Annotated in this window: 19 protein-coding genes and 1 pseudogene; 6 read left to right on the top strand and 14 right to left on the bottom strand. The window is 73.9% G+C overall.

What is annotated here, in order from left to right; genetic code table 11:
- Positions 1-68: 68 nt before the first annotated feature.
- The 6 genes from MY526_RS16655 to MY526_RS16630 all read right to left on the bottom strand — a co-directional run bounded on the left by MY526_RS16655 (position 69) and on the right by MY526_RS16630 (position 6,803).
- Positions 69-977, bottom strand: a complete 909-nt coding sequence (locus tag MY526_RS16655; RefSeq protein WP_436688925.1) for a glycosyltransferase family 2 protein — start codon at positions 975-977, stop codon at positions 69-71.
- 160 nt (positions 978-1,137) lie between these two features.
- On the bottom strand, positions 1,138-2,430 hold the full coding sequence (locus MY526_RS16650; RefSeq protein ID WP_436704569.1) for a hypothetical protein: 1,293 nt from the start codon (positions 2,428-2,430) through the stop codon (positions 1,138-1,140).
- A 374-nt stretch (positions 2,431-2,804) separates the two neighbouring features.
- On the bottom strand, positions 2,805-4,136 hold the full coding sequence (locus tag MY526_RS16645; protein ID WP_436704568.1) for a glycosyltransferase: 1,332 nt from the start codon (positions 4,134-4,136) through the stop codon (positions 2,805-2,807).
- Positions 4,137-4,257: 121 nt separating this feature from the next.
- Positions 4,258-5,112: a hypothetical protein gene (locus tag MY526_RS16640; RefSeq protein WP_436704566.1), complete on the bottom strand. Its 855-nt coding sequence runs from the start codon at positions 5,110-5,112 to the stop codon at positions 4,258-4,260.
- Positions 5,113-5,223: 111 nt separating this feature from the next.
- Positions 5,224-6,543 carry a UDP-glucose dehydrogenase family protein gene (locus MY526_RS16635; protein ID WP_436688917.1) on the bottom strand — a complete coding sequence of 440 codons (1,320 nt, stop codon included), beginning with the start codon at positions 6,541-6,543 and terminating at the stop codon, positions 5,224-5,226.
- A gap of 113 nt (positions 6,544-6,656) precedes the next feature.
- Positions 6,657-6,803: a hypothetical protein gene (locus MY526_RS16630; protein ID WP_436704564.1), complete on the bottom strand. Its 147-nt coding sequence runs from the start codon at positions 6,801-6,803 to the stop codon at positions 6,657-6,659.
- Between the two features lie 144 nt (positions 6,804-6,947).
- On the opposite strand from MY526_RS16630, the gene MY526_RS16625 reads away from it, so the two are divergent.
- The 3 genes from MY526_RS16625 to MY526_RS16615 all read left to right on the top strand — a co-directional run bounded on the left by MY526_RS16625 (position 6,948) and on the right by MY526_RS16615 (position 8,953).
- Entirely contained in the window at positions 6,948-7,115 is a 168-nt protein-coding gene (locus tag MY526_RS16625; RefSeq protein WP_436704563.1) for a hypothetical protein, read from the top strand.
- 95 nt (positions 7,116-7,210) lie between these two features.
- The gene (locus tag MY526_RS16620; protein WP_436704561.1) at positions 7,211-8,284 is read left to right on the top strand and encodes an LCP family protein; all 1,074 of its coding nucleotides are present in this window, start codon (positions 7,211-7,213) and stop codon (positions 8,282-8,284) included.
- Between the two features lie 75 nt (positions 8,285-8,359).
- Positions 8,360-8,953, top strand: a complete 594-nt coding sequence (locus tag MY526_RS16615; RefSeq protein WP_436704559.1) for a hypothetical protein — start codon at positions 8,360-8,362, stop codon at positions 8,951-8,953.
- Positions 8,954-9,040: 87 nt separating this feature from the next.
- Here MY526_RS16615 and MY526_RS16610 read toward each other — a convergent pair whose 3' ends face one another.
- From MY526_RS16610 to MY526_RS16590, 5 genes are all read right to left on the bottom strand, one after another.
- Positions 9,041-10,405 carry a polysaccharide biosynthesis tyrosine autokinase gene (locus MY526_RS16610; RefSeq protein ID WP_436704557.1) on the bottom strand — a complete coding sequence of 455 codons (1,365 nt, stop codon included), beginning with the start codon at positions 10,403-10,405 and terminating at the stop codon, positions 9,041-9,043.
- A 91-nt stretch (positions 10,406-10,496) separates the two neighbouring features.
- The gene (locus MY526_RS16605; protein WP_436704555.1) at positions 10,497-11,267 is read right to left on the bottom strand and encodes a WecB/TagA/CpsF family glycosyltransferase; all 771 of its coding nucleotides are present in this window, start codon (positions 11,265-11,267) and stop codon (positions 10,497-10,499) included.
- Positions 11,254-12,528 (bottom strand): O-antigen ligase family protein, encoded by a 1,275-nt coding sequence (locus MY526_RS16600; protein WP_436704553.1) that lies wholly within the window; start codon positions 12,526-12,528, stop codon positions 11,254-11,256. The genes MY526_RS16605 and MY526_RS16600 overlap by 14 nt, the downstream gene beginning before the upstream one ends.
- Positions 12,529-12,545: 17 nt before the next feature.
- A complete protein-coding gene (locus MY526_RS16595) occupies positions 12,546-13,877 on the bottom strand; it encodes a hypothetical protein (RefSeq protein ID WP_436704551.1) in 1,332 nt (443 codons plus the stop codon).
- An 18-nt stretch (positions 13,878-13,895) separates the two neighbouring features.
- Positions 13,896-14,846, bottom strand: a complete 951-nt coding sequence (locus MY526_RS16590; protein ID WP_436704550.1) for a glycosyltransferase family 2 protein — start codon at positions 14,844-14,846, stop codon at positions 13,896-13,898.
- Positions 14,847-15,089: 243 nt separating this feature from the next.
- On the opposite strand from MY526_RS16590, the gene MY526_RS16585 reads away from it, so the two are divergent.
- On the top strand, positions 15,090-16,151 hold the full coding sequence (locus MY526_RS16585) for a glycosyltransferase family 4 protein (RefSeq protein WP_436704548.1): 1,062 nt from the start codon (positions 15,090-15,092) through the stop codon (positions 16,149-16,151).
- A gap of 78 nt (positions 16,152-16,229) precedes the next feature.
- Here MY526_RS16585 and MY526_RS16580 read toward each other — a convergent pair whose 3' ends face one another.
- Complete coding sequence (locus tag MY526_RS16580) at positions 16,230-16,946, bottom strand: PP2C family protein-serine/threonine phosphatase (RefSeq protein WP_436704546.1); 717 nt, start codon at positions 16,944-16,946, stop codon at positions 16,230-16,232.
- A 145-nt stretch (positions 16,947-17,091) separates the two neighbouring features.
- Here MY526_RS16580 and MY526_RS16575 point away from each other — a divergent pair, with 145 nt between their 5' ends.
- Positions 17,092-18,276, top strand: coding sequence for a glycoside hydrolase family 3 N-terminal domain-containing protein (locus MY526_RS16575; protein WP_436704544.1), 1,185 nt, complete (start codon positions 17,092-17,094; stop codon positions 18,274-18,276).
- A gap of 79 nt (positions 18,277-18,355) precedes the next feature.
- Positions 18,356-18,568, top strand: coding sequence for a hypothetical protein (locus MY526_RS16570; RefSeq protein ID WP_436704542.1), 213 nt, complete (start codon positions 18,356-18,358; stop codon positions 18,566-18,568).
- 381 nt (positions 18,569-18,949) lie between these two features.
- Here MY526_RS16570 and MY526_RS16565 read toward each other — a convergent pair whose 3' ends face one another.
- Complete coding sequence (locus MY526_RS16565) at positions 18,950-20,110, bottom strand: NAD-dependent epimerase/dehydratase family protein (RefSeq protein ID WP_436704540.1); 1,161 nt, start codon at positions 20,108-20,110, stop codon at positions 18,950-18,952.
- A 377-nt stretch (positions 20,111-20,487) separates the two neighbouring features.
- Positions 20,488-21,081 (bottom strand): annotated as a pseudogene (locus tag MY526_RS16560) (IS701 family transposase); the annotation flags it as partial.
- Positions 21,082-21,158: the final 77 nt, after the last annotated feature.

Raw genomic sequence — 21,158 nt, 5'->3', positions numbered from 1 at the left:
GCCCCCTTCGGCCCGACGTCCCCCTCGTACGGGTGGACGCCGGCCTCAGGACGCCGGCCACACCCGGCTCACCCCCACCGCGCCTCGTCCTCCGGCTCGACGACGAAGTTGGGCGGCATCCGCCGCACGTTGTCCGCCGCCTGGATCTCGTCGTCGACCAGGCGCCGGTGCGAGCGCCGGCCCTTGCGGTTGACCCGCTCGACGACGAGAGCGCGCAGCACGCGGACGCCGTCGCGCCAGGTGTTCAGGTTGCTCTCGCCGTGGATGCGCTCGAACTCGTAGCTCGGCACCTCGGTGATCCGCAGCCCGGCCTTGGCCATGCGGGTGTTGATGATCGTCTCGATCTCGAACCCGTCACCCCACAGCTTGTCCTCCCGGCCCCGGTCGCTGGCGTCGAGCTCCAGCGCCGGCAGGCAGCGCGTCCAGAAGGCGTTGTAGCCGTAGCAGAGGTCGGTGTAGCGGGTGCCGAACAGCGTGTTGGCGATCCGGTTCAGCCACCGGTTGCCCCAGGCGCGGGTGCGCGTGATGTCGGCGCTGCCGCCGCCGTTGGCGAACCGGGTGCCCTTGGCGAAGTCGGCGCCGTCGGTGAGCGCTGCCACGAACCGCGGGATCTCCTGCGGGTCGGCCGACCCGTCGGCATCGAGCATGACCACGACGTCGCCGGTGGCGTGCTCGAAACCGCACGCCATGGCGTTGCCCTTGCCGCGGCGGTTCTGCAGCACGACCCGCACGTCGGGACGCAGCGAGCGCGCCACCTCGATCGTGTCGTCGACGCTGCGGCCGTCGACGACGATCACCTCGTGCACGTCCTCCGGGAGACGGGAGAACACGTGCGGGAGGTTCTTGGCCTCGTTGTAGGTGGGGATGACCACGCTGACCCGCGGCACGGCGGTCCGGAGCGGACCGGTGTACGCGCGGGGGTGGGGGACGACCTCGGCGGGCGGCCGGACGTCGACGACGATCTTCGCTTCTCTCATTCCTCAGCCCTCTGGCTCGTGGCAATGCCATTGATGACGGCGTCCGTGGACGCCGATGACGACCTGTCAGCGCGTCGGCCCCGTGGCCCGGCGCGCGGAGACCCCGGCGGGCGCACGCGGGTGCCGCAGGGCACCGGCGGTCGGCCGGAGTGAGGAGGGGTCAGTCGGGGCGGGAGCCCGGGTCGTCGCCGCCGCCGACGACCTCGCCGGGGACGTCGACCGAGTGGAGGGCGACGGCGGTGGGAGCCGGCGCCGAGATCTCGGTGCCGAGGACTGCCAGGGGCAGGCCGGAGAGGCCGTGCTGCTGGCCGGAGCCGGACGCGTAGCTGCCGGAGGCGGCCGTGGTCGAGCACGGCGCCGGTGGCGTGGCCGGGGGTGCGGGAGGCGGCGACACGGGAGCGGCCGGCAGCGGAGCGCTCGGCGGCGCGTCCTGGCTCGCGGCGACCGCGGCCGGCGGCGGGCCGGTGTCGGCGCTCTGCGCCGGCGCGGCGACCGCCGCGGACGCGGGCACGGCACTGCGCGAGCTGTCCGGCTGGTCCGGGACGGGTGTCCCGTCGGAGCCCACCGGGTCACTCGGGGCGGCCGCGGCCGGGGTCTCGGGCGCGGAGAGGGCCGGGGCGGGCAGCGCGACGCAGGTCTCGACGACGACCGTGGGCACGTCCTCGCGGGTGACCGGAGCCGGCGGATCGGTCGTGGCCGCGGTCGCGGTGGCCGCCTCCGCAGCCACCTTCTGGGCCGCCGCCTTCGCCTTCTCGGACGCCAGTTGCTCGGCCGCCGCCTTCTCCGCGGCGGCCTTCTCCGCGGCCGCCTTGTCCTGCGCAGCCTTCTCCGCGGCGGCCTTGTCCGCGGCCGCCTTCTCCTGCGCAGCCTTCTTCTCCGCGGCTTTCTTCTCCGCGGCGGCCTTCTCGGCCGCCGCCTTCTCTGCCGCCGCCTGATCCGCGGCCGCCTGATCCGCGGCCGCCTGGTCGGTCGCGCCGTCGGCCGGAGGCGTGGCGGTCCCAGGGGTGTCGGTGGCCGGTGTCGCCGGCGGGGTGCCGGCGGGAGCGGTGGGGGCGGGCGGCTCGACGGGCGGGGTGCCGGCGGGAGCGGTGGGGGCGGGCGGCTCGACGGGCGGGGTACCCCCGGTGCCCGGCGTGCCGGGGTCCTCGGAGGGACCCTGGTCCGGCGCACCGGCGTCCTCGGAGCCGCTCACGGGGACGCACACGAACGGGCGGACGCCGTTCTCGTCGTCGACCGGCACCTCGCCGTCCGGGCAGATCTCGGGTCCGGCGTCGAACCCGGGCGCGGAGCCCGCGCCCGCCGGCCCGGGGCCCGAGACCGAGCCCTGGTCGCCGACGGGCGACTCGGGCCCGGAGGCGTGGGCGGCACCGGCCACGACGACGAGCAGGGCCCACAGCCCGGCCGTGAGGAGCAGGCCGAGCAGGAGGGAGCGGGTGCGGCGCCGAGCGGGCACGGCAGAGGAGGCCGGCGCGTCGGCGACGCCGACCGCTCCCCCCGCACTGCCGCTGATCCGCACGTCCTGGCCCCCCGCTCCACACCCGCACGGACGGCGATGTGGCTGGTGAGCGGGCATCTGGCCCCACGTCACCCCGTGCGACCCTCCGTGCACCGAACGAGTGAGGCAACCGATTCGGGAGTGACTCGGTCGACGCCCCGGCGTGTCTGACTCTGGGTAGTCGGACGCGCCAGCTGAGCAGCGGTTTCTGGACGCCGGATGCGTTCCGGGCGGAGGAGCCGCAGGTCAGGTCGGCGAGGCGCGCGGCCGGATGGCGGGCACGCCGAGTGACCGCCACCGGCGAGGGCCGGTGGCGGTGTCGCCCGGGAGGGTCAGGGAGCCGAGGGAACTCCGTGGGGCCGGCGACGGAGGTCGGCCAGCGAGAGCAGGTACAGCATTGGGCCGACGGCGACGCCGAGCAGCTCGCGCCGCAGCGCCCCGTCCGGCCGGGCCGACCGGCCGTCCAGCCGGTCGCCGGCGTCGCCGGGCATCGCGGCCAGCCGCCGCGCACCGACGATCAGCCGGCGCAGCACCTCGCCGCGCGTCCCCGCCGACATCAGGCACTTGACCACGAAGGCGGACAGACCGGTGCCGTAGCCGTACAGCTGCCTGAGCAGCGCGGCGTCGTCGGCCCGGTGGTGGTGCCAGACCACCGCGGCCGGCTCGTAGGCGATGGCGCGGCCGCTGCGCAGGACGCGGACGAAGACGTCGAGGTCCTCACCACCGCGGGTCCGCGTGCCGGCCCCGAGGGCCTCGTCGAAGCCGCCGAGGGCGCGGAGGTGGTCGCGGTCGAAGCCGAAGTTCGCCCCGGTACCGAAGATGCCCGGGGCGTAGGGGTACAGCGCCGAGGCGTCGCGGTCCCCGGCCAGGTCGAACAGCCGCGGCTCGGTGCGGGAGGACCAGGAGCTGGCCCGGGCGTCGAAGTACGCCTCGGCGGCGCTGGTGATGTCGGCCGTGCACACCAGCCCGGTCACGCAGGCCACGTCGTCCCGCCGCCGGAAGCCGCGCAGCACCCCCTGCACCCAGTCCGGGTCGACGGACACGTCGTCGTCGGTGAACAGGACGAAGCGCCCGGCCGCCTCCGCCAGGCCCCGGTTGCGTGCGAACGACAGCCCCGGACGCGGCTCCACGGCGTAGCGGAACCGCGGGTCCTCGCGGGCCACCGACTCGACGAGGCGCCGGGTGCCGTCGTCGGACGGCGCGTTGTCGACCACCAGGACCTCGACGGCACCGTGGGTGAGCCGGCGCAGCCGCTCCAGGCAGGAGGCGAGGACCGCGCTGCGGTCCCGGGTGCAGACGACGACCGTGACGAGGTCATCGGCGACCACCCGGTTCGGGCAGCGCCCCCCGGCCGCCGCCGGCCGCCCCGGGAGACGTTCGTCGTGGACGCCCTCCTCGGCGAGGTGCGCGGCGATGCCGCGGGCGAACGTCGCGTGAGCGAGGCGCACCAGGTCGTCGACGTCCAGCCCGGTGGGGGGAAGGGGCACGCCCAGGTACCCCAGCGGCTCGCCGTGCAGCCGGACGAGCACCCGCGCCTGCTCCTGGCCGGCCGGCTCGGTGACCGCGCGGGGGACGGCGTCGCCGGAGAGCTCGAACTCGCAGCACCACGTCCCCCGGCCGGCGGGGGCGGGGGTGCCGGTGCGGGTGGTTCCGAACAGGCGCACGGGGGCCCTCCCTTGTCCGACGGCGGGAAGAGCGTCGTTGCTCGAGGCAACGGTAGGACCCGTTCCTGTGAGGAACCTGCAGATCAGCTGGTCGTCGCCGAGATCACAGCCCGGCGCCGGATCAGCCGCGGGCGGTGCGGGGCAGCCGCTCGGCGACCTCGAGGGTGGCCGCGTCGGACTCCCGCCGCAGCGCCCACGAGGCGGGGAGCGCCACGCGCGGCGCGACGCCGACGAGGACGGCGACGAGCAGGGCGACGCCGGCGAGGGCCTCACCCGACTCCTCGAGGAAGGTGGCGGTGGCCATCCACCGCTCGCTCGCGGCGACGGAGACCGCGGAGAGGCCCACGGAGGCGACGGCGTAGGCGGCGAGGCAGCCGAGCACGCGGCGCCGGTCGCGGCGCTCGGCCCGGCTGACGAACGCGAGGACGGCGAGCACGCCGACGGCGAGCGCGACGCTGAACGCCGTCGCGCCGGTGGAGCCGACCGCGTCGGCGAGGCGGGCCATGCCGTCGGCGTGCACGGTGCTGCCGGCCTTGACCATGGCGACGGCGGCCGCCACCAGCCCGACGGCGGTCCACCAGGCGCGGCGGCCGGGGATGCGGGACGCGCCGGCGAGGGCGGCGAGCGCGGCAGCCGTGAAGAGGGCCGCGACGAACATGCGGGGCAGGGAGTAGGGGGCGTCCATGGAGAGCGCGCGGGCGGCCGTGCCGGTCGTGCCCGTGAGCCGGCTGACGAAGCCGACGGCCTCGAGCAGCACGGCGGTGGCGGCCAGGCCGACACCGACCGGCGGGAGGGGGATGCGGCGGCGCGCGACGCGCGGGCTCCGGGCGGGGGCGAGCCCGGCCTGCGAGTCGGCCAGCCGGATGCCGCGACCGACGACCACGCCGACGGCCAGGGCGACCAGCACCCAGACGACCAGTCCCCCGAGGACCCAGAACCACACACGGGAGTCATCGGCCGGCCGGAGGCCGGGCATGACCCCCTGTCACCCGAGCGGGTGGCTCAGGGGTCGTGCGGTACCCCGCGACCCCTGACTCATCGGCAGGAGGGCTGCCCGCCGCCACCGCCGGGCGAGGGTGACGTGACGTCAGCCGGCGCGGCGCCCGAGAGCCCGGTAGCTCCAGCCGGCCGCCGTCCAGGCCTCGCGGTCCAGCGCGTTGCGGCCGTCGAGGACGCGCTTCTGGGCGACGACCTTGCCGAAGGCGACCGGGTCGAGCTCGCAGTACTGCCGCCACTCGGTGAGCAGGAGCACCAGGTCGGCGCGCTCGGCAGCCTCCTCCGGCGTCGCGGAGAAGTCCAGGTGCGGCCACTCCCGCGCGGAGTTGGCGATCGCCGCCGGGTCCGTGACCCGCACGACGGCGCCCTGCAGCTGCAGCTGGGCGGCGACGTTGAGCGCCGGGCTGTCGCGGATGTCGTCGGAGTCGGGCTTGAAGGCCGCACCCAGGACGGCGACCCGCTTGCCGAGCAGCGAGCCGTCGCAGACCTCGCGGGCCAGCTCGACCATGCGGATGCGCCGGCGCATGTTGATGTTGTCGACCTCGCGCAGGAAGGTCAGCGCCTGGTCGGCACCGAGCTCGCCGGCGCGGGCCATGAAGGCGCGGATGTCCTTGGGCAGGCAGCCGCCGCCGAAGCCGAGCCCGGCGTTGAGGAACTTGCGGCCGATCCGGTCGTCGTAGCCGATCGCGTCGGCGAGCAGCTTGACGTCGGCACCGGTCGACTCGCACAGCTCGGCCATGGCGTTGATGAAGCTGATCTTCGTGGCGAGGAACGAGTTGGCCGCCGTCTTCACCATCTCCGCGGTGGCGTAGTCGGTGGTCACCTTCGGCGTCCCGCGGGCGACGATCGGGGCGTACACCTCGTCGAGCACCCGCTCGACGGTCTCGCCGTCCGGGCCCTCGGGCAGGCCGTAGACCAGGCGGTCGGGGTGCAGGGTGTCGTGGACGGCGAAGCCCTCGCGGAGGAACTCGGGGTTCCAGGCCAGCAGCGCGCCGGGGACCTTCTCCCCCACCATCTCGGCCAGGCGGGACGCGGTGCCGACCGGCACGGTGGACTTGCCGGCGACGAGGTCGCCCGGCTCGAGCACCTGCAGCAGCGACTCCGCGGCGGCGTCGACGAAGCGCAGGTCGGCGGCGTACTCGCCGTGCTTCTGCGGCGTGCCCACGCAGAGGAAGTGGACGGTGGAACCGGCGGCGTCGGCGATGTCGGTGCTGAAGCGCAGCCGTCCGGTGGCCAGCGTGCGGGCCAGCAGCTCGTCGAAGCCGGGCTCGTAGAAGGGCGTGGTCGCGTTGCACAGCGCCGCCACCTTGGCGCCGTCGACGTCGATGCCGACGACCTCGTGGCCCAGCTCCACCATCGACGCCGCATGGACGGCGCCGAGGTAGCCGCAGCCGATGACCGAGATCCTCATTGACTCCCACCCCCGGGACAGTTCCGGCGTCCCTGCCGGGAGGAGAACGCTACGGGGGCCCGTAGGCGCAGGCCATCCCACAAATGGGAGGGATCCCCAGGCGGAGTGAGGCCTCAGGGAGCGGGCCGGACGACGCCGCAGCGGCAGGTGTAGAGACTCGATCCGCTGAAGGCGTCCTCCCCGGACCAGCGGAAGCGGTGCCAGTGCCCGGTCACGAGCCTGCGTCCGGGCGTGCGCGGGTTGCGGAACGGCAGGATCACGCCCACCAGTGTGCCGTGGCCCACCACGCAGGGGAATGGGTGGGTACCCCTCCGTCACAGATCACCGCGTGTCGCCGTCACGGACGGGTGGTCCCCCACGTTGGGGGCAGCTTTCTCACAGGGTGCGCCGGTGTAATCACGCACGTGGTGTGGGTCGTGGCCGTGGCGCTGACCTGGGTGGCGGTGGCCCTCGTCGCGGCCGTCGTCGTCGGCCGGTCCATCCACCTCGCCGACCGGCAGGCGTCGCTGGACGTCCCCGTGGCCCCGCCGCCGCCCGCCGCGGGCCTGCCCGCGCCGCGACCACCCGGCTGACCTCGCCGTTCGCCTCACCCGTGCGGGTGGCAGGGGCTGTCCCACGCGGTTCCCCCTCCATAGCTTCGGCCGTACAGCCGGCCGGAGGGGGACTCATGAGCGCTGCTGCGACCACGGTGCCGGAGCAGTACACGGACGAGGGGCGCCTGCCGTCACCCTCGCGCCGACGCGCGCTGCGGCGGGTGCTCGTCAGCCTCGGCGTCCTGGGGGTGGTCCTCGCCCTGGTCGTCGGCGGCGGGATGTGGTTCCTCACCGAGCGGTACGCCGGCAACATCGCCCGCGTCTCCGACGTCTTCGAGGGCCTCGAGGAGAGCGCCCGCCCGGCACCGGCGACGCCGGCCCAGGCAGTCGGCGCCGAGCCGGTCACGTTCCTGCTGGTCGGCTCCGACACCCGGGCCACGGCCGGGACCGGCGTGGCCGCGGGCGGACGCTCCGACGCCATCATGCTGGCCCGGTTCTCGGCCGACCGGCAGCACGCCCAGATCGTCTCGATCCCCCGCGACTCGTGGGTGGACATCCCCGGGCACGGCCGCAACAAGATCAACGCCGCGTACGCGTTCGGCGGCCCTCCGCTGCTCATCCAGACCGTCGAGCAGCTCACCGCCGTGCGCATCGACCACTACGTCGCCATCGACTTCCAGGGCATCATCCAGGTCACCGACGACCTCGGCGGCGTGGACGTCGTCGTCGCGGAGACCACCAGCAACGGGCCCTACACCTTCCCCGCCGGCGTCAACCACCTCGACGGCGACCAGGCCCGCTGGTACCTCGGCCAGCGGCACGGCCTGCTCGGCGGCGACTTCGACCGGGTGCGGCGGCAGCAGCAGTACCTGCAGGCGCTGTTCGCCAAGCTCTTCAGCACCGACACCTTCACCGACGCCGGGCGCCTGGACTCCGCGCTGCTGGCGGTGACCAACGCCGTCGCGGTGGACGACGCCCTCGGCAACGGCGACCTGCTGGCGCTGGCCTACTCGCTGCGCGGTCTGACGCCGGACAGCGTCGACTTCTTCACCGCGCCGGTCCTGGGTACGGGCACGGAGGGCCGGGCCAGCGTCGTCTACCTCGACGACGTCACCGCCGACCGGATGTGGGCGTACCTGGCCAGCGACTCGCTGTCGCAGAACGCCGCGGAGTTCGACGACGAGGCCCTGCCCGCCGTCCCCCGCTGACCGGGTCTCACCCCCTGGGGGCACGTCGCCCCCTCGTCCCGGCCATCGCCGACCTCGAGACCCTAGCGTCGAGGGGTGCGCCTCCTCTTCGTCTGCACCGGCAACGAGTGCCGCTCACCCGTGGCCGAGAGCCTCGCGCGGGCCTGGGCCCGCGATGCTCTGGGAGCCGATCCCGGGTCCGCCGACGTGCACGTCTCGAGCGCGGGCCTCTCGGCCACGGCCGGCCGGCCCATGGACGCGCACTCCGCGACAGTCCTGGCGAGCTACGGCGTCCGGCCCGGGGACTTCCGCGCGCGGGCCTTCACACCGGAGCTGGCGGACGCGGCAGACCTGGTGCTGACGATGACGCGCGCGCAGCGCCGCGAGGTCCTGGGGTCCACGCCCCGGGGACTGCGCCGGACGTTCACCCTGCGAGAAGCCGCGGACCTGCTGCTCCGGGCGGACCTCGCCGGCATGTCCCGCCTGCCCCCCGACGCGCGGGTCCACGACCTTTGCAGGCGCCTCGACGCAGCCCGGGCAGGCCGGGGCGCGAGCGACGCGGACGACATCGCGGACCCGGTCGGCCGGGCAGCATCCGTCCACCGCGACGTGGTGGATGCCATCGCCACGGCGCTTCGCCCGCTGGCCGACGTCCTGTTCACCGGACTGCGGCGCGAGGCGCCGAGCTGACGGCCGGGAGCCCACAGGGGCCCGAGCCACGGCGCACCCGACCGGCTCGGGGGACGTGGCTGTCACGTCCCCCGAGCCGGTCGGTGATCAGGACCGCGACTCGGTGGCGTACCCGTAGGCGTAGCCGTGCGCCGTGGCCAGCTCGGCCTTCGCGGGCACCAGGTTGAGCAGCACACCGAGCGTCCTGGCACCGACGCGCTCCAGGGACGCCGCCGCGGCGGCGACCTGGTCCCGGCGCGTCGTCCCGTAGCGGACCGACAGGAGCGTCCCGTCCGTGTGGACGGCGAGACCGATCGAGTCCGCGACGGGCAGGAGCGGTGCGGCGTCCACGAGCACGAAGTCGTTGTCCAGACGGAGCTTCTCCAGCACGGCGCGCATCTGACTCGAGGAGAGCAGCTCGCCGGGGTTCGGGGGAACCGGACCCGCGGCGATGACCGACAGTCCCTCGGTCCCGTGCCGCTGCACGACGTCCTCGATGCCGGCACTCCCGGCGAGCAGGTTGGTCAACCCCACGCCCTCGACCATGTCCAGGTACCGAGCCAGCGTGGGCCGGCGCAGATCGGCCTCCACGATGGTCACGCGGTGACCGGCACGGGCAAGGGCCAGCCCGAGGTTCGCCACGGCCGTCGTCTTGCCCTCGGAGGGGACGGCGCTGGACACCATGATGACCTTCGGTGGCTCGTCCACGTCCAGGAACTGCAGGTTCGTCCGGACCTGCCGGTACCCCTCCGCGGCCGCACCGGAGTCGGCGCCGTCCGCGACGTGCCGCTGGGCGAGCGCCGGATCGCGCACCACGACCCCGACCACCGGGGCGCCGGTGAGGGCCGACGCCTCCTCGGATGTCGTGATCGACCGGTCCGAGAAGTCACGCGCCAGGGCGACCAGGATGGCGAGCGCCAGCCCGCCGAGGAGACCGAAGGCCACGGTGCGCAGGACGTCGGGTCCGCTGGCCTCTGTCGGCAGGTCCGGCTGGTCGGTGACGGTCACCCGTACGGCCGAGTCCGTGCCGCCCGCGGGCGTCTCCAGCTCATCCACGAGGTCGAGGAACTCGTCCGAGAGGGACGCCGCCACGGCCCGGGCCCGCTCCGGTGACGTGTCCGTCACCGAGACGTCGATGAGAACGGTCTCCAGCACGGGCGAGACGACGATCGCATCCCGCAATGCACGGATCGACCGGTCGAGGCCGAGATCGTCGACGACCCGGCCGGCGAGCTCCTCCCCGTCCAGGAGGCGGGCGTACGAGGCGACGCGCTCCTGCGCGAACTGGCCGCCCTGGAACACCTCGGAGGTCGAGACGGCGTCGGCCGTGCTGACGAAGAACTGCGTGTGCGTCGTGTACTGGGGTGTCCCCAGGACTCCGACCGCGGCACCCGCCGCCCCTCCGAGCACGGCCCCCGCGACGACGAGCCACCACATGCGCCGCAGCGCCGTCAGCGCCTTCCTCAGATCCACGAGACACCCCGTTCAGTACTCGCTGCCGTGGCAGCTCCGATCGACAGTGGGAGAGCGGCGCCGGCGTCCCTGCCGCGCCGAGAGCTGCTGCTCACGACCGCGCCTCGCGCGCGCTGCGCCGCGGTCCCCCGAGGGCCGCCGGCAGGCACAGCCGCGCCGTCGTGACGGCACCCCGCACGTAGCGGGTGAGCAGGCGGGGAGCCTGGAGGAGCCGCCACAGCCACTCGACCCCGTAGCGCTGCAGCACGGCGGGCGCCCGTGACTCCTCGCCCGCCAGGAAGCCGAACCAGCCCCCACACGTCATGACCAGGCCCGGCGCCAGGTGGTCGATGTGCGCGGTGACCCACTGCGCCTCCGTCGGCATCCCCATGCCGACGAAGACGACGTCCGGTCGGACGCTCTTCAGTCCTTCCAGGACCGGGACCCAGTCCTCCTGGAACCCGTCGCTCGTGAACACACACCGCGCACCGTGCTCGGCCTCGAGCCGCTGGGCGGCGCGCTCGGCGAGCCCCGGGGGTCCGCCGACCAGCGCGAACGTGGCCTCACCGCCGGCGCGGGCCGCGATGAGGTCGAGCACCGCGTGGGCCAGATCGGTGGTGGGTGCCCGCTGGATGTCGACGGCACCGGCCGCGCGGGCGACGAGCACCACCGAGGCGCCGTCCGCGTAACACCACTCGGCCCCGCCGAGGAGATCGACGAAGCCCGCGTCCCGCCATCGGTTCAACCCGCCGACGTGCAGCGCGAAGACCCGGATGGGTCGCGTGGCCTCCGCCCAGTCCTGCGCCAGCGCCTCTGCGAGCTGTTCGCGCGCGAGGTCCACCACCCTGAACGGGCCCACGCGCACCGGCTCAACGGCCACCATCTCGGTCCTCCATCACTGTGCGGCCTGGGCGGCCGACCTCGGGTGTCTGCACCTGCACCGGCCCCTGCGGCGCGCTGCGTGCCTGCGACTCGGACCCGCTGGGCGGGACGAGCGAGACGGCGAGCACGACGAGGAGCCAGCCGAACTGGGAGGCGAAGGACTGCTCGTCGATGCCGTAGAAGAGGAGGCACACGAGCACCCCCGCCGGCCACATCGCGAGCACGTCGCCTCGAGCGATGAGCGCTCGCACGGACCGCCGCAGCCCGAGCAGCACCACTCCCAGCACGAGGGCCAGGCCGATGACGCCCTGCTGGGCCAGGTGGTCCAGGTACGCGCTGTGCGCGTGGTAGAACGCGAAGCCGGCCTGAGCCCACAGCGCGTCGGTGACGTCGACGCCGCCGACCCACAACGCCCCACCGCCCTGACCCAGCCACGGGGACTCCGCCACCACCCGCTCGACGGCAGCCCAGATGACGCTGCGTCCGGTGAGCGTCGAGTCGCGCCGGAACAGCTCGCTGACCAGGCCGAGGTTGAACGGCAGCCAGAGGGCCAGGGCCACCGCGGGGAGGATCGCCGCGCCCACGAGCAGTCGTCGCCCCCGCACGGTGCGGGCCCGGGACGCGGCCACGAGGGTCCCCGTCACGCCGGCGGACGCCAGCAGGACGGCGAGCCCCGTGCCGCTGGACGTGGCGAGGAGCGTGACCACCGCGACACCGGCCCACGCGGCGTCCCGCCCGCGGGCACGCCGGGCGCCGCCTGCGGCAGTGGCCAGGAACGTGATCGCGGCGATGACGCAGAAGAAGGCTGCGACGTTGCGCTGGACGAAGACCCCCTCGAGGGTCCCGTACTGGTACGTGTCCTGCGTCCGTCCCAGGGAAGGGACGAGCAGGTACGACGCCCAGCTGGCGACCAGCAGCACCTTGCACGCCGTCGCCAGCGCGGCCAGGGCGCCCGCCGCGCCCAGCGCGCGGGGCACCAGGGCCACCGCCACCGTGACGAGCGCGAGGAGCACACCGTTCCGGACGGTCAGCGAGGGCGCCACGGACCAGAGCACCGTCAGGCCGAACCAGCTCAGGGTCAGCACCACGGACCGGCTGATCCACAGCTGTCCCGGCACGGACGCCACCTGAGCAACGACCGTGGTTGCCAGTGCCGCGACGATCCAGTAGGCCCCGGGGTAGGGCGTCGCGGCGACCGCCACCAGGAAGACCGTGGCGAGGGCCGGCGAGAGCCGCCGTGTGGTGTCGACAGGCGACGGCACCGTGTGTGCGCCCGTCGTCACCGGCCACCGCCCGGGACGAGGTGGACGTCGCCACGGCCGGTCACGGCGACCGAGCGCGCGAGGAGGACCGCCCACAGGGCGGCGGTCAGCACAGAGATCCCGGCGAGCGCCCAGGCGGCGGTCAGCGCACCTCCGTGGCCGACCGACACGACCACGCACAGCAGCGACGCCGGTGCGAGCACCCAGCGGATCCGCACCTGCTCACGGACCGCGCCCAGCGCGCGCAGCGCCACCCCTGCACAGCCGCCCGCAACACCCGCGGCGAGCTGGATCGCGAGCGGCCACACGAACCACCGGGCCTCCGACCAACCGACACTCACCAGCACGGCCGCCCACGTGCTCGGGAGGACCGCGACCAGCCCGCCGAACGCGACTGCCGTGAGCGTCCCGACCGCGCCGACGACGGACGCCGTGCGCGCGACGCTCCGGGCGCCGGCTCCGCGAGCCCGCCCGCGGGCCAGCATCGACTGCAGCGTCGACAGGAGCCCCGTCGTGGCCATGGTCACGGGTCCGAGCCAGATCTGCGCCTTGCGCAGCAGGGCCATGTCCGCGGCGGACGTCAGCGCGGCGAGCAGGATGAGGGCGCCCTGCGCGGACGCCTGGAGGAGCCCGAAGTCCTGGAGCAGCGCGCCGGCGAGCCCGCGGTTCTCCGACAGCCAGCCACCGGGCAGCCGCCACGGCACGACGCAGCGGCTGCGGGCCACGCTGACGAGCACGCCCGGCGCGGCAGCGAGCCCCCAGACGAGCAGTCCAGGAGCGGCGCCCAGGCCGGCGTCGGACAGCTGCGACACCATCGCCATCGCGGCGATCGAGCTGGTGGTCCACGCAGCGTTGTTGCACACCGAGTCCGCGATCCGCCCGTCGGCGTAGGCGATCCACCGGTAGTGGTCCTGCAGGAGCAGTACGGGGAGGACGGCACCGCCGGCCATGAGCGCCAGCCCCCACGAGGTCGCCCCGGCGCCGACGGTGAGAGCACCCGCGAACACACCGAGCGAGCCGGCGACGAGGCCGAGGCGGGCGACCGAGGACAGCGACCCGCGGGCACGCCGTCTCGTCTCGGACGGGTCCGCCGTGACCGTCAGCACGAGGACGTCACCGTGGACGGACCTCGAGACGCCGACCAGGAGGATCAGGACGAGCACGAGCGTCGTGAAGACGCCGAAGTCCTCGAGCCCCATGGAGTGGGCCGCCAGGACGCTGACGCCCAGGTTGCCCAGGCTGGGGAGCGCCGAGTCGGTCAGCCCGAGCACGAGTCGTGCCCACGGCGGGCGCTCGGGCGCCGCCCCCTCGGGCGAAACGGTGATCACCGGCAGGGACGTCGCGCTCACGACGTCCCCTCACCGAGGTCAGGCGACACGTCGTCGGCGACGGTTCGACAGGCGCCAGCGCAACTCCTGCGGGACGAACCAGATCACGAGGAAGCGAGCCACGTCCCGGGGCAGCGGACGGGCGGTCACCGCCATGCCGAGGACGGCCGCGAAGAGCCGTGGTCCGCCGGCCCGCCGAGCACTGCGGGCGACGTCGGTGAGACAGAAGGAGCTGAACGCGCGCTCACCGAGCTCTGCCCGACGGGCCAGCGCCCAGGCGAGCGAGGACTGCCAGCCGGCGTCGGTGCTGACGGACGACCGGACAGCGGGCGCGTGCACGGTCGTCAGTGGCTCGAGCGCGACGGAGAAGGAGCACCCGTTCCGGTCCAGGTCGAGGAACCAGTCGTACTCCTCGTGGGTGCGCAGGTGTTCCGGGATCGGGTGCGCCAGGGCGAGTTCTCGCCGGAGGAGGAGCGTCGGGACGGCCAGCATCCCCTCGCCCGGGTGTGCGCGCACGAACAGGTAGTCGGCCACGCGCTCACCCGGCCGTGGACTCCGGCGCGGGTAGTGGAACGTGAAGTCGTCGGTGCGCCACTCGACGCCGGTCGCATAGACGACGGGGCCTTCCACGCCATTCTCGCGCACATGCCTGAACTGCCGTTCGAGTTTGTCGACCGACCATTCGTCGTCGTCGTCGAGGAAGGCGATCCACTCGCGTCCGGTGGCACGCACGCCGGCGTTCCGGGCGCCGGCCGCTCCGCCGCTGCGGGGCAGCGGCAGGACGCGGAGGCGCGGATCGTCCACGCCGGCCAGAGCGGTCTCCGTCGCCTCGTCGGGTCCGTCCACGACGACGAGCACCTCCGCCGGGGACAGCCGCTGGGCCAGCGCGCTGGACACGGCACGGAGCACGAGGTCCGGGCGGTTGCGGGTCGGGATGACGACGCAGACGTCCGCCGTGCCCGCCGTCGCGGCGACCGTGCTGTTGTCCACGTCCATCCCATCTCTCGAGTCGTTCCGAGAGCCGACACTAACCACGAACAATTGCGCACCGAGGAAAGTCCCCGGATGGGGCACCCCTTAGGGGGAGGGCGAACAGGACCGCCGTGCAGCTATCATCGACGCAAGGTCCGGAATGTCGGGCGCAGCATTTGCCACCAGCGATGTCTGCGCATTTCACCATTGCCGGTTGCGACCACCAGAGCCGGAAGAGGAGAGCGCATGCGGGTCCTGCACGTGACCGACAGCCTCACGGTCGGGGGATCCCAGGTCGTGCTCGTCGACCTGGCTAACAGCCAGGCCGCCCGCGGCCACCACGTCGCCGTCGCGGCCGGCGAGGGGCCCCTCTGGGAGGAGTTGTCACCGACGGTCGTCGGCTATCGGCACGCGGGCGGGCGACTCCCCCGGCACCGACTGCTGCCTCACGTGCGCCGGTTGCTGACCGATGATGCGTGGGACGTCGTCCACACCCACCAGCGGGGAGTCTCGACCGCGGTGTGGCTGACCCGGGCCGGGACGCGCCTCAGGCACGTGGAACACGTCCACAGTGAGTTCCGACCCTCGTCGTGGCGAGGGATCTCCTTCCGCGGTGACGCACTGATCGCTTGCGGGAGCGCCGTGGCCCGGATGCTCGTCGCGGGACGCGGCCGTACGCCGGAGACCGTTCACACCATCCCGAACGGCATCGCCGACCACGGCGTCCGGCGCCGACCGGCACCGGCGGGCGACGCCCGGCTCCACATCGTGAACATCGCGCGAGCCGATGCCGTCAAGGACCCGGCCCGCTTCGTCGAGGTGGTCGCGGAGGTGCACCGCAGAGGAGTTCCCGTCCACGCCACCTGGATCGGCGACGGCGAACTCCTCCTCGCGGCCCGCCAGATGGTGACTGCGGCCGGACTGGAGAGCGTCATCTCGTTCCCGGGTGGTCGTCGCCCGGCCGTCGAGGCCCTGGCCGACGCCGACCTCTTCCTGCTGACGTCGCAGCGGGAGGGACTGCCGCTCTCGGTCATCGAAGCCGCGGCAGCCGGTTGCCCCGTGGTGGCACCCGAGGTGGGCAGCATGACCGATGCGCTCCGCCACGGCCACAACGGATGGTTGTTCCCGCCGACCGCCGGCGCGGAGGGGATCGCGGACCTGGTCGCGCGGGTGTGCGCCGACCGCAGCACCCTCGAACGGGCAGGGGTCCGCGCGCGGGAGGTCTACGAGAGCGACTTCCGTCTCGCCCGGGTGACCGACGCCGTCGATGAGGTCTATCGGAGCCTGATGGTCAGTGACGGGGACGCTGCGCTCGTGAGTTGAGCGGTGCGCAGGGCACGGGAGTCGCGCGCTGCCCTCGAGCACTACCGCCTGAGGCTCACCGACCGGAGATGACGCGCGTCAGGAGACCCGGACGGCGACCACCGTGACGTTGTCGCGGGCGCCGAGTTTCTCGGCCTCCACGGTGAGGGCGTCGGCCACCGCGTCGGGAGAGAGGCCGCACGACACGACCCGCGCGATGCTCTCGTCGTCGAGCTCTCCGGTCAGCCCGTCGGAGCAGGCCACGAACAGGTCACCGGGCACGATCGAGGTCAGTGCGATGTCAGGCTCGCTGCGCCCACCGACCCCGAGCGCGCGGGTGATGATGTGCCGCTGCGGGTGCGTGGCGGCGGTCTCGTCGGAGATGTGACCGGCGTCGATCAGCTCCTGCACCACCGAGTGGTCGGTGCTGAGCTGCTCCAACTGTCCGTCGTGCCAGCGGTACACCCGCGAGTCGCCGACGTGGAACACCGCCCACTGCGGCCCGTCTCCCCCGTCGACGAGGGCGACGCCGGCCACCGTCGTCCCGGCGCCGCCGGTCGCCGGTCCCTTGAAGGCGCGGATCTCACCGTCGGCCCGCTGGAGGGCCAGGCGGATCCGCTCCACCGTGGTGGTCTCGGCACCGGTCAGGGCCTGCAGTGCCTCGATGACGGCGGCCGCCGCGGCCGCTCCGCCGGCATGACCACCCATGCCGTCGGCAACGGCGAAGATCGGCGGGCTGACGAGGTACCTGTCCTGGTTGTCCTCGCGTTGACCTGTCGCGGTCGCCGCGCCCCACGTCAGCTCGACCGGCGCCATCCACACTCCACAACACGCATCGACGACAGGGCGACCCGCGGGGAAGGCAGGCGCGACGAGCCTAGAAGGTCTCGGGCCAACCGGCAGGACACGTGTGAACAGCGCGGGGACGCGTCGCGCCGGCCGGCGCCCACAATGGACGTCGATGCAGCCCCTCCGTTCCCGATCGTTCGCCGCCGGGATCCTCCTGAGCCTGGTCCTCGGCGCCTGCTCCAGCGGCGAACCGGAGAGCACGGGCACCGCCTCGACCGGCCCCACGACCGCCGAGCCCAAACCGACACCCGATCCCTTGCACCAGCGGGTGGACGCCGCACTCGCGCGCCTGGACCGCCGACGTCAGGTGGCCCAGCTGATCGTCGCCGGTGTCCCGCTGAGCGACCTGTCCCCCGCTGACGCCCTCGTCCGCGACCTCGGGGCCGGCGGGATCTTCCTGGCGGGCCGCAGCACCGTCCCCGCCGGCGAGTTGGCCGCCACCACGGCGCGGTGGACGGAGGCGGCCGGCAGCGGCCCGCGGCCGTGGGTCGCCGTCGACCAGGAGGGCGGCGCCGTCCAGGCCCTGAGCGGCCCGGGCTTCCCCGAGCTGCCGTCGGCCGTGGACCAGGGTCTGCTTCCTCCGCCCGACCTCGCCGACCTGGCCGACGGGCTCGGCGCGTCGCTGGCCGCCGCCGGCATCACGGTCAACCTGGCGCCGGTGGTGGACGTGGTCCCCGCGGGCACCGAGTCCGGCAACGCACCGATCGGCGCCCACGAGCGCCAGTACGGCAGCACCGCGGCCGACGTCGTCCGCGCGGCCGGCGCCGTGGTCGACGGCCAGGCCGCGCACGGCGTCACCGCCACGCTCAAGCACTTCCCCGGGCTCGGCCGGGTGACGGAGAACACCGACGTCGCCGTCGTCACCGACACCGTCACCACGCGGGACGACGAGCAGGTCGCCGCCTTCGGCACGCTGGCCGGGTCGCCGGCCGAGCCGTTCGTGATGACGGCCTCGGCGGTCTACGCGCTGATCGACCCCGCCGCACCCGCCGCCTTCTCCCCCGTCGTCGTCACCGATGTCCTCCGCGAACAGCTGGGCTTCGACGGGGTCGTCATCTCCGACGACCTCGGCGCCGCCGTGGCCGTGCAGGACGTCCCGGTGGGGGAACGGGCCGTTCGCTTCCTCGCCGCGGGGGGCACGCTGATCCTCACCGTGGACGCCGGCACGGTGCCGGAGATGGTCGACGCCGTCCTCGCCCGGGACGCGAGCGATCCGTCGTTCGCCGACCAGGTGGACGCCGCCGTCCGGACCTCGCTCACCGCAAAGGCGAGCGCCGGCCTCCTCCCGCCGGCCTGACGGGGCCGTCGCCCGGAGCACGGGCGAACCGCGCCGGCACGACGGCTCTGCGCCCGTGCAGTTCCGTTACCGTCGCCCGGTGCTCCGGTGGCTGTACGCCCTCGTCGTGGCCGGCATCGTCTCGGCCTTCGCCTTCCTGCTGATCACGGGCAAGTACCTGAACGACGGCCCGGTGCTCTTCCGGCTGTCCCAGGACCACGGGATGCACCAGGGCGACGTCTTCGTCCTCTGCGGCTGGGCGGCCGCCCTGCTGTCGGAGGTCGGCCTCCTGGGGAGCACCCGGAAGAGGTGAGCTCAGCGAGGGCGGTGGGGGCGTCTCGACAGGAGCGACCAGCCGCGGCGGAACTTCGCGCAGGTGCACAGCGCACAGTCCGTGCCGCGGCGGTAGTGCTCGTGCGCGATCTTCCCGTGGCCGCACGCGCTGCACAGCGGCCCCGCCGCTGCGACGGGGCTCACCGGCTCACCGACTGACCGCAGATGTGCGGGAGGGATGACCCCGGGAGCCGAACCCGGCGCCGGTTCCTCACCCGGAGCATGCACTGCAGGGGCCCTCTCATACATCCGTCGCCCGGGGGGCGTCCGTGGGACGCCGTGACGGTAGGCGGAGCGTACTGCCAGGTCAATCCGGTGGCGGCCCGGAACGCTCGAGTTCTGAGAATCCCCTGTGCCGTGGTCATCGGACGTCCCGGCGACGTCCGACGTCCCCCCTCCCGGCGGCGACGGCTCCGGCCGTGAGGGACTCCGGATCGGTGTCGCCCTCGAGCTGGCTCCACCACTCCGAGTGCCGGAGGAACCATGCGATCTCCTCGGCCAGACCCTCGTCCAGCCCGATCACCGGCCGGAAGCCGAACTCCCGGCGCACCCGCTCTGTCCGGCACACCAGATCGGACACCGCCCGCCCCTCGATGTGCTGCGGCGGTGGGGGAACCTGCCCCTTCTGCTCCGCGACCACCCGTCGGACACGGTGGGCCAGCGCCACCGTGCGCTCCGCGGTGCCGCTGCCCGCGTTCACCAGGCGAAACCGGGCGGAGGAGGAACTGACCAGGGGCGGACGCGCCACGGCCCGCGCGACCAGACGGGCGGCGTCGGCCACGTGGAGATAGTCCCGCTGCTCGAGCCCGTCACCGGCGATCGTCGCCGGAGCCCCGGCCAGGGCGGCCCGGATGAAGGAGGGAACCGCTCCCAGTGAGGTCTCCCCGGGCCCGTAGACCGTGGTCAGCCGCAGGACCGTCACCTCGGGACCACCGGTCGTGGCGACGATCCGGAGCTGGTCCTCCAACGCGAGCTTGGCCGCCGCACCGCAGTCGTCCGGCATCGGTCGAACGTCCTCGTCCACGGGGCAGGCCGGCGCCCGGCCGTAGACCTCGACCGTGCTGCGCACGAGGACGTGCCCGAGCCGGTCCCCCAACGCGCTCAGGAGTTCCATCGCCCCCGCCAGGTTCACCGTGACCTCGTGCCGCGCGCGACCGGTCGGCGTGCCTCTGCCGGGTGGTACCGGCGTGTACGCGAGATGCACCCACTGCTCGGCGCCTGCCGCCGCGCGCGCCACCCGGCGGGCCGACGCCGGCCGCCACCAGTCAGGCTCCGCGATGAGCCGGACGACCCCCTCGTGGATCGACTGGCGCAGTGGTTCCCGCCAGCCGGCGTCAGGACCCACGACGCTGACGCGACACCCGGCCGCGACCAGCCGGGGGACGACGTAGGCACCCAGGAAACCCGTACCGCCCGTCACCACCACGGGCATGCCGAACAGGTCGATGCCCGGGAGGACGTCGTCGGTCGCGAAGAGCTCCTGGACGGTGTTCCCCACCATCCTCGCCCGGTCAGGTCCCATGGCCGCGAGCTCAGTTCCCGGCTGCACGATGTCCCGGGTACGCAGTACTCCGACAGCCGGGAGGGGGGCCGTCAGGACGTCGGGCGCCGGCCCGGAGTGCGTTCAGCACGAGCTCCCCCTCCATGGCGGCGGAGGGTGAGGCACACATCGCTCACATCCGGACCCACGCCCGTCCGCGTATTTACGGACGTTAGAGTCCGATTCCAGCGGCAGACAGGGACGTTGGACCCCCGGTGGACAGACGAGCGGACGGGTCCTAGTAGTGCTTCGTTAGGTCGGTGCTCGGGCATGGGCGTCGACGGGTTGTCCGCAGACGATGCAGGTGCCGGTCCAGGTGGCCAGGAGGGTCTGCAGTTGGTGCAGGACCGCGTAGAGGCTCAGGCCGGCGCAGCCGCTTTTGGGCTGGTCCGCAGCACGGTGACGAACAGCTGGGCGGCGGTGACCAGGGTGACGTGGCGGTGCCAGCCGGCCCAGGTCCGGCCCTCGAAGTGGTCCAGGCCGAGGGCTGTCTTCAGCTCGCGGTAGTCGTGCTCGATCCGCCAGCGGATCTTGGCCAGCCGGACCAGCTCGGCCAGGTCGCTGTTGGCGGGCAGGGACGAGAGCCAGTAGTCGGTGGGCTCGGCGGTGTCGGGTGACCATTCGGCCAGCAGCCACACGAGGGGCAGCGAACCGTCTCGGGCCAGCCGTCCGGTCGGGCGGCGGCCGGCCGGACGTATCCGCAGCGCCACGAAGTGAGAGGTCATCGGCCCGCAGGAGCCCTCTCGCCAGGTCAGCTGCCGCGCGGCCTCGCGGCCTGCGGCCAGCACGTGCTCCCGGATGGCCAGCGGGGCGGTGCGGTAGCGCGGCTTGGGCCGCGGTCCCCGGCCGGAGTAGTCGATCGTCTCCGGCACCGCGTCGGCAGGATGCGCAGTCAGGTCGCTGTTGACCTGGCAGACGTAGGGCCGGCCGCGGGCGGTGAGCTGCTCGCGGAACTCGGCGTTGTTGCGGGTGTGTCAGCTGGCCTGTGTAAGTGCCTGACTCGGTGATGGGTCAGGCCAGGTCGAGCCGG

Source organism: Geodermatophilus sp. CPCC 205761, from assembly GCF_051383655.1.
In the GTDB taxonomy this organism is placed as follows: Bacteria; Actinomycetota; Actinomycetes; order Mycobacteriales; family Geodermatophilaceae; genus Geodermatophilus.
This window is presented reverse-complemented; position numbering and strand designations above follow the sequence as displayed.

What these genes read in the sequence shown, in the direction of transcription:
- MY526_RS16565 (WP_436704540.1), bottom strand. Translation starts at nt 20,110, where the DNA reads ATGGGACCTGACCGGGCGAGGATGGTGGGGAACACCGTCCAGGAGCTC.
- MY526_RS16605 (WP_436704555.1), bottom strand. Translation starts at nt 11,267, where the DNA reads ATGGTGGCCGTTGAGCCGGTGCGCGTGGGCCCGTTCAGGGTGGTGGAC.
- MY526_RS16620 (WP_436704561.1), top strand. Translation starts at nt 7,211, where the DNA reads ATGAGCGCTGCTGCGACCACGGTGCCGGAGCAGTACACGGACGAGGGG.
- MY526_RS16640 (WP_436704566.1), bottom strand. Translation starts at nt 5,112, where the DNA reads ATGCCCGGCCTCCGGCCGGCCGATGACTCCCGTGTGTGGTTCTGGGTC.
- MY526_RS16580 (WP_436704546.1), bottom strand. Translation starts at nt 16,946, where the DNA reads ATGGCGCCGGTCGAGCTGACGTGGGGCGCGGCGACCGCGACAGGTCAA.
- MY526_RS16575 (WP_436704544.1), top strand. Translation starts at nt 17,092, where the DNA reads ATGCAGCCCCTCCGTTCCCGATCGTTCGCCGCCGGGATCCTCCTGAGC.
- MY526_RS16635 (WP_436688917.1), bottom strand. Translation starts at nt 6,543, where the DNA reads ATGAGGATCTCGGTCATCGGCTGCGGCTACCTCGGCGCCGTCCATGCG.
- MY526_RS16655 (WP_436688925.1), bottom strand. Translation starts at nt 977, where the DNA reads ATGAGAGAAGCGAAGATCGTCGTCGACGTCCGGCCGCCCGCCGAGGTC.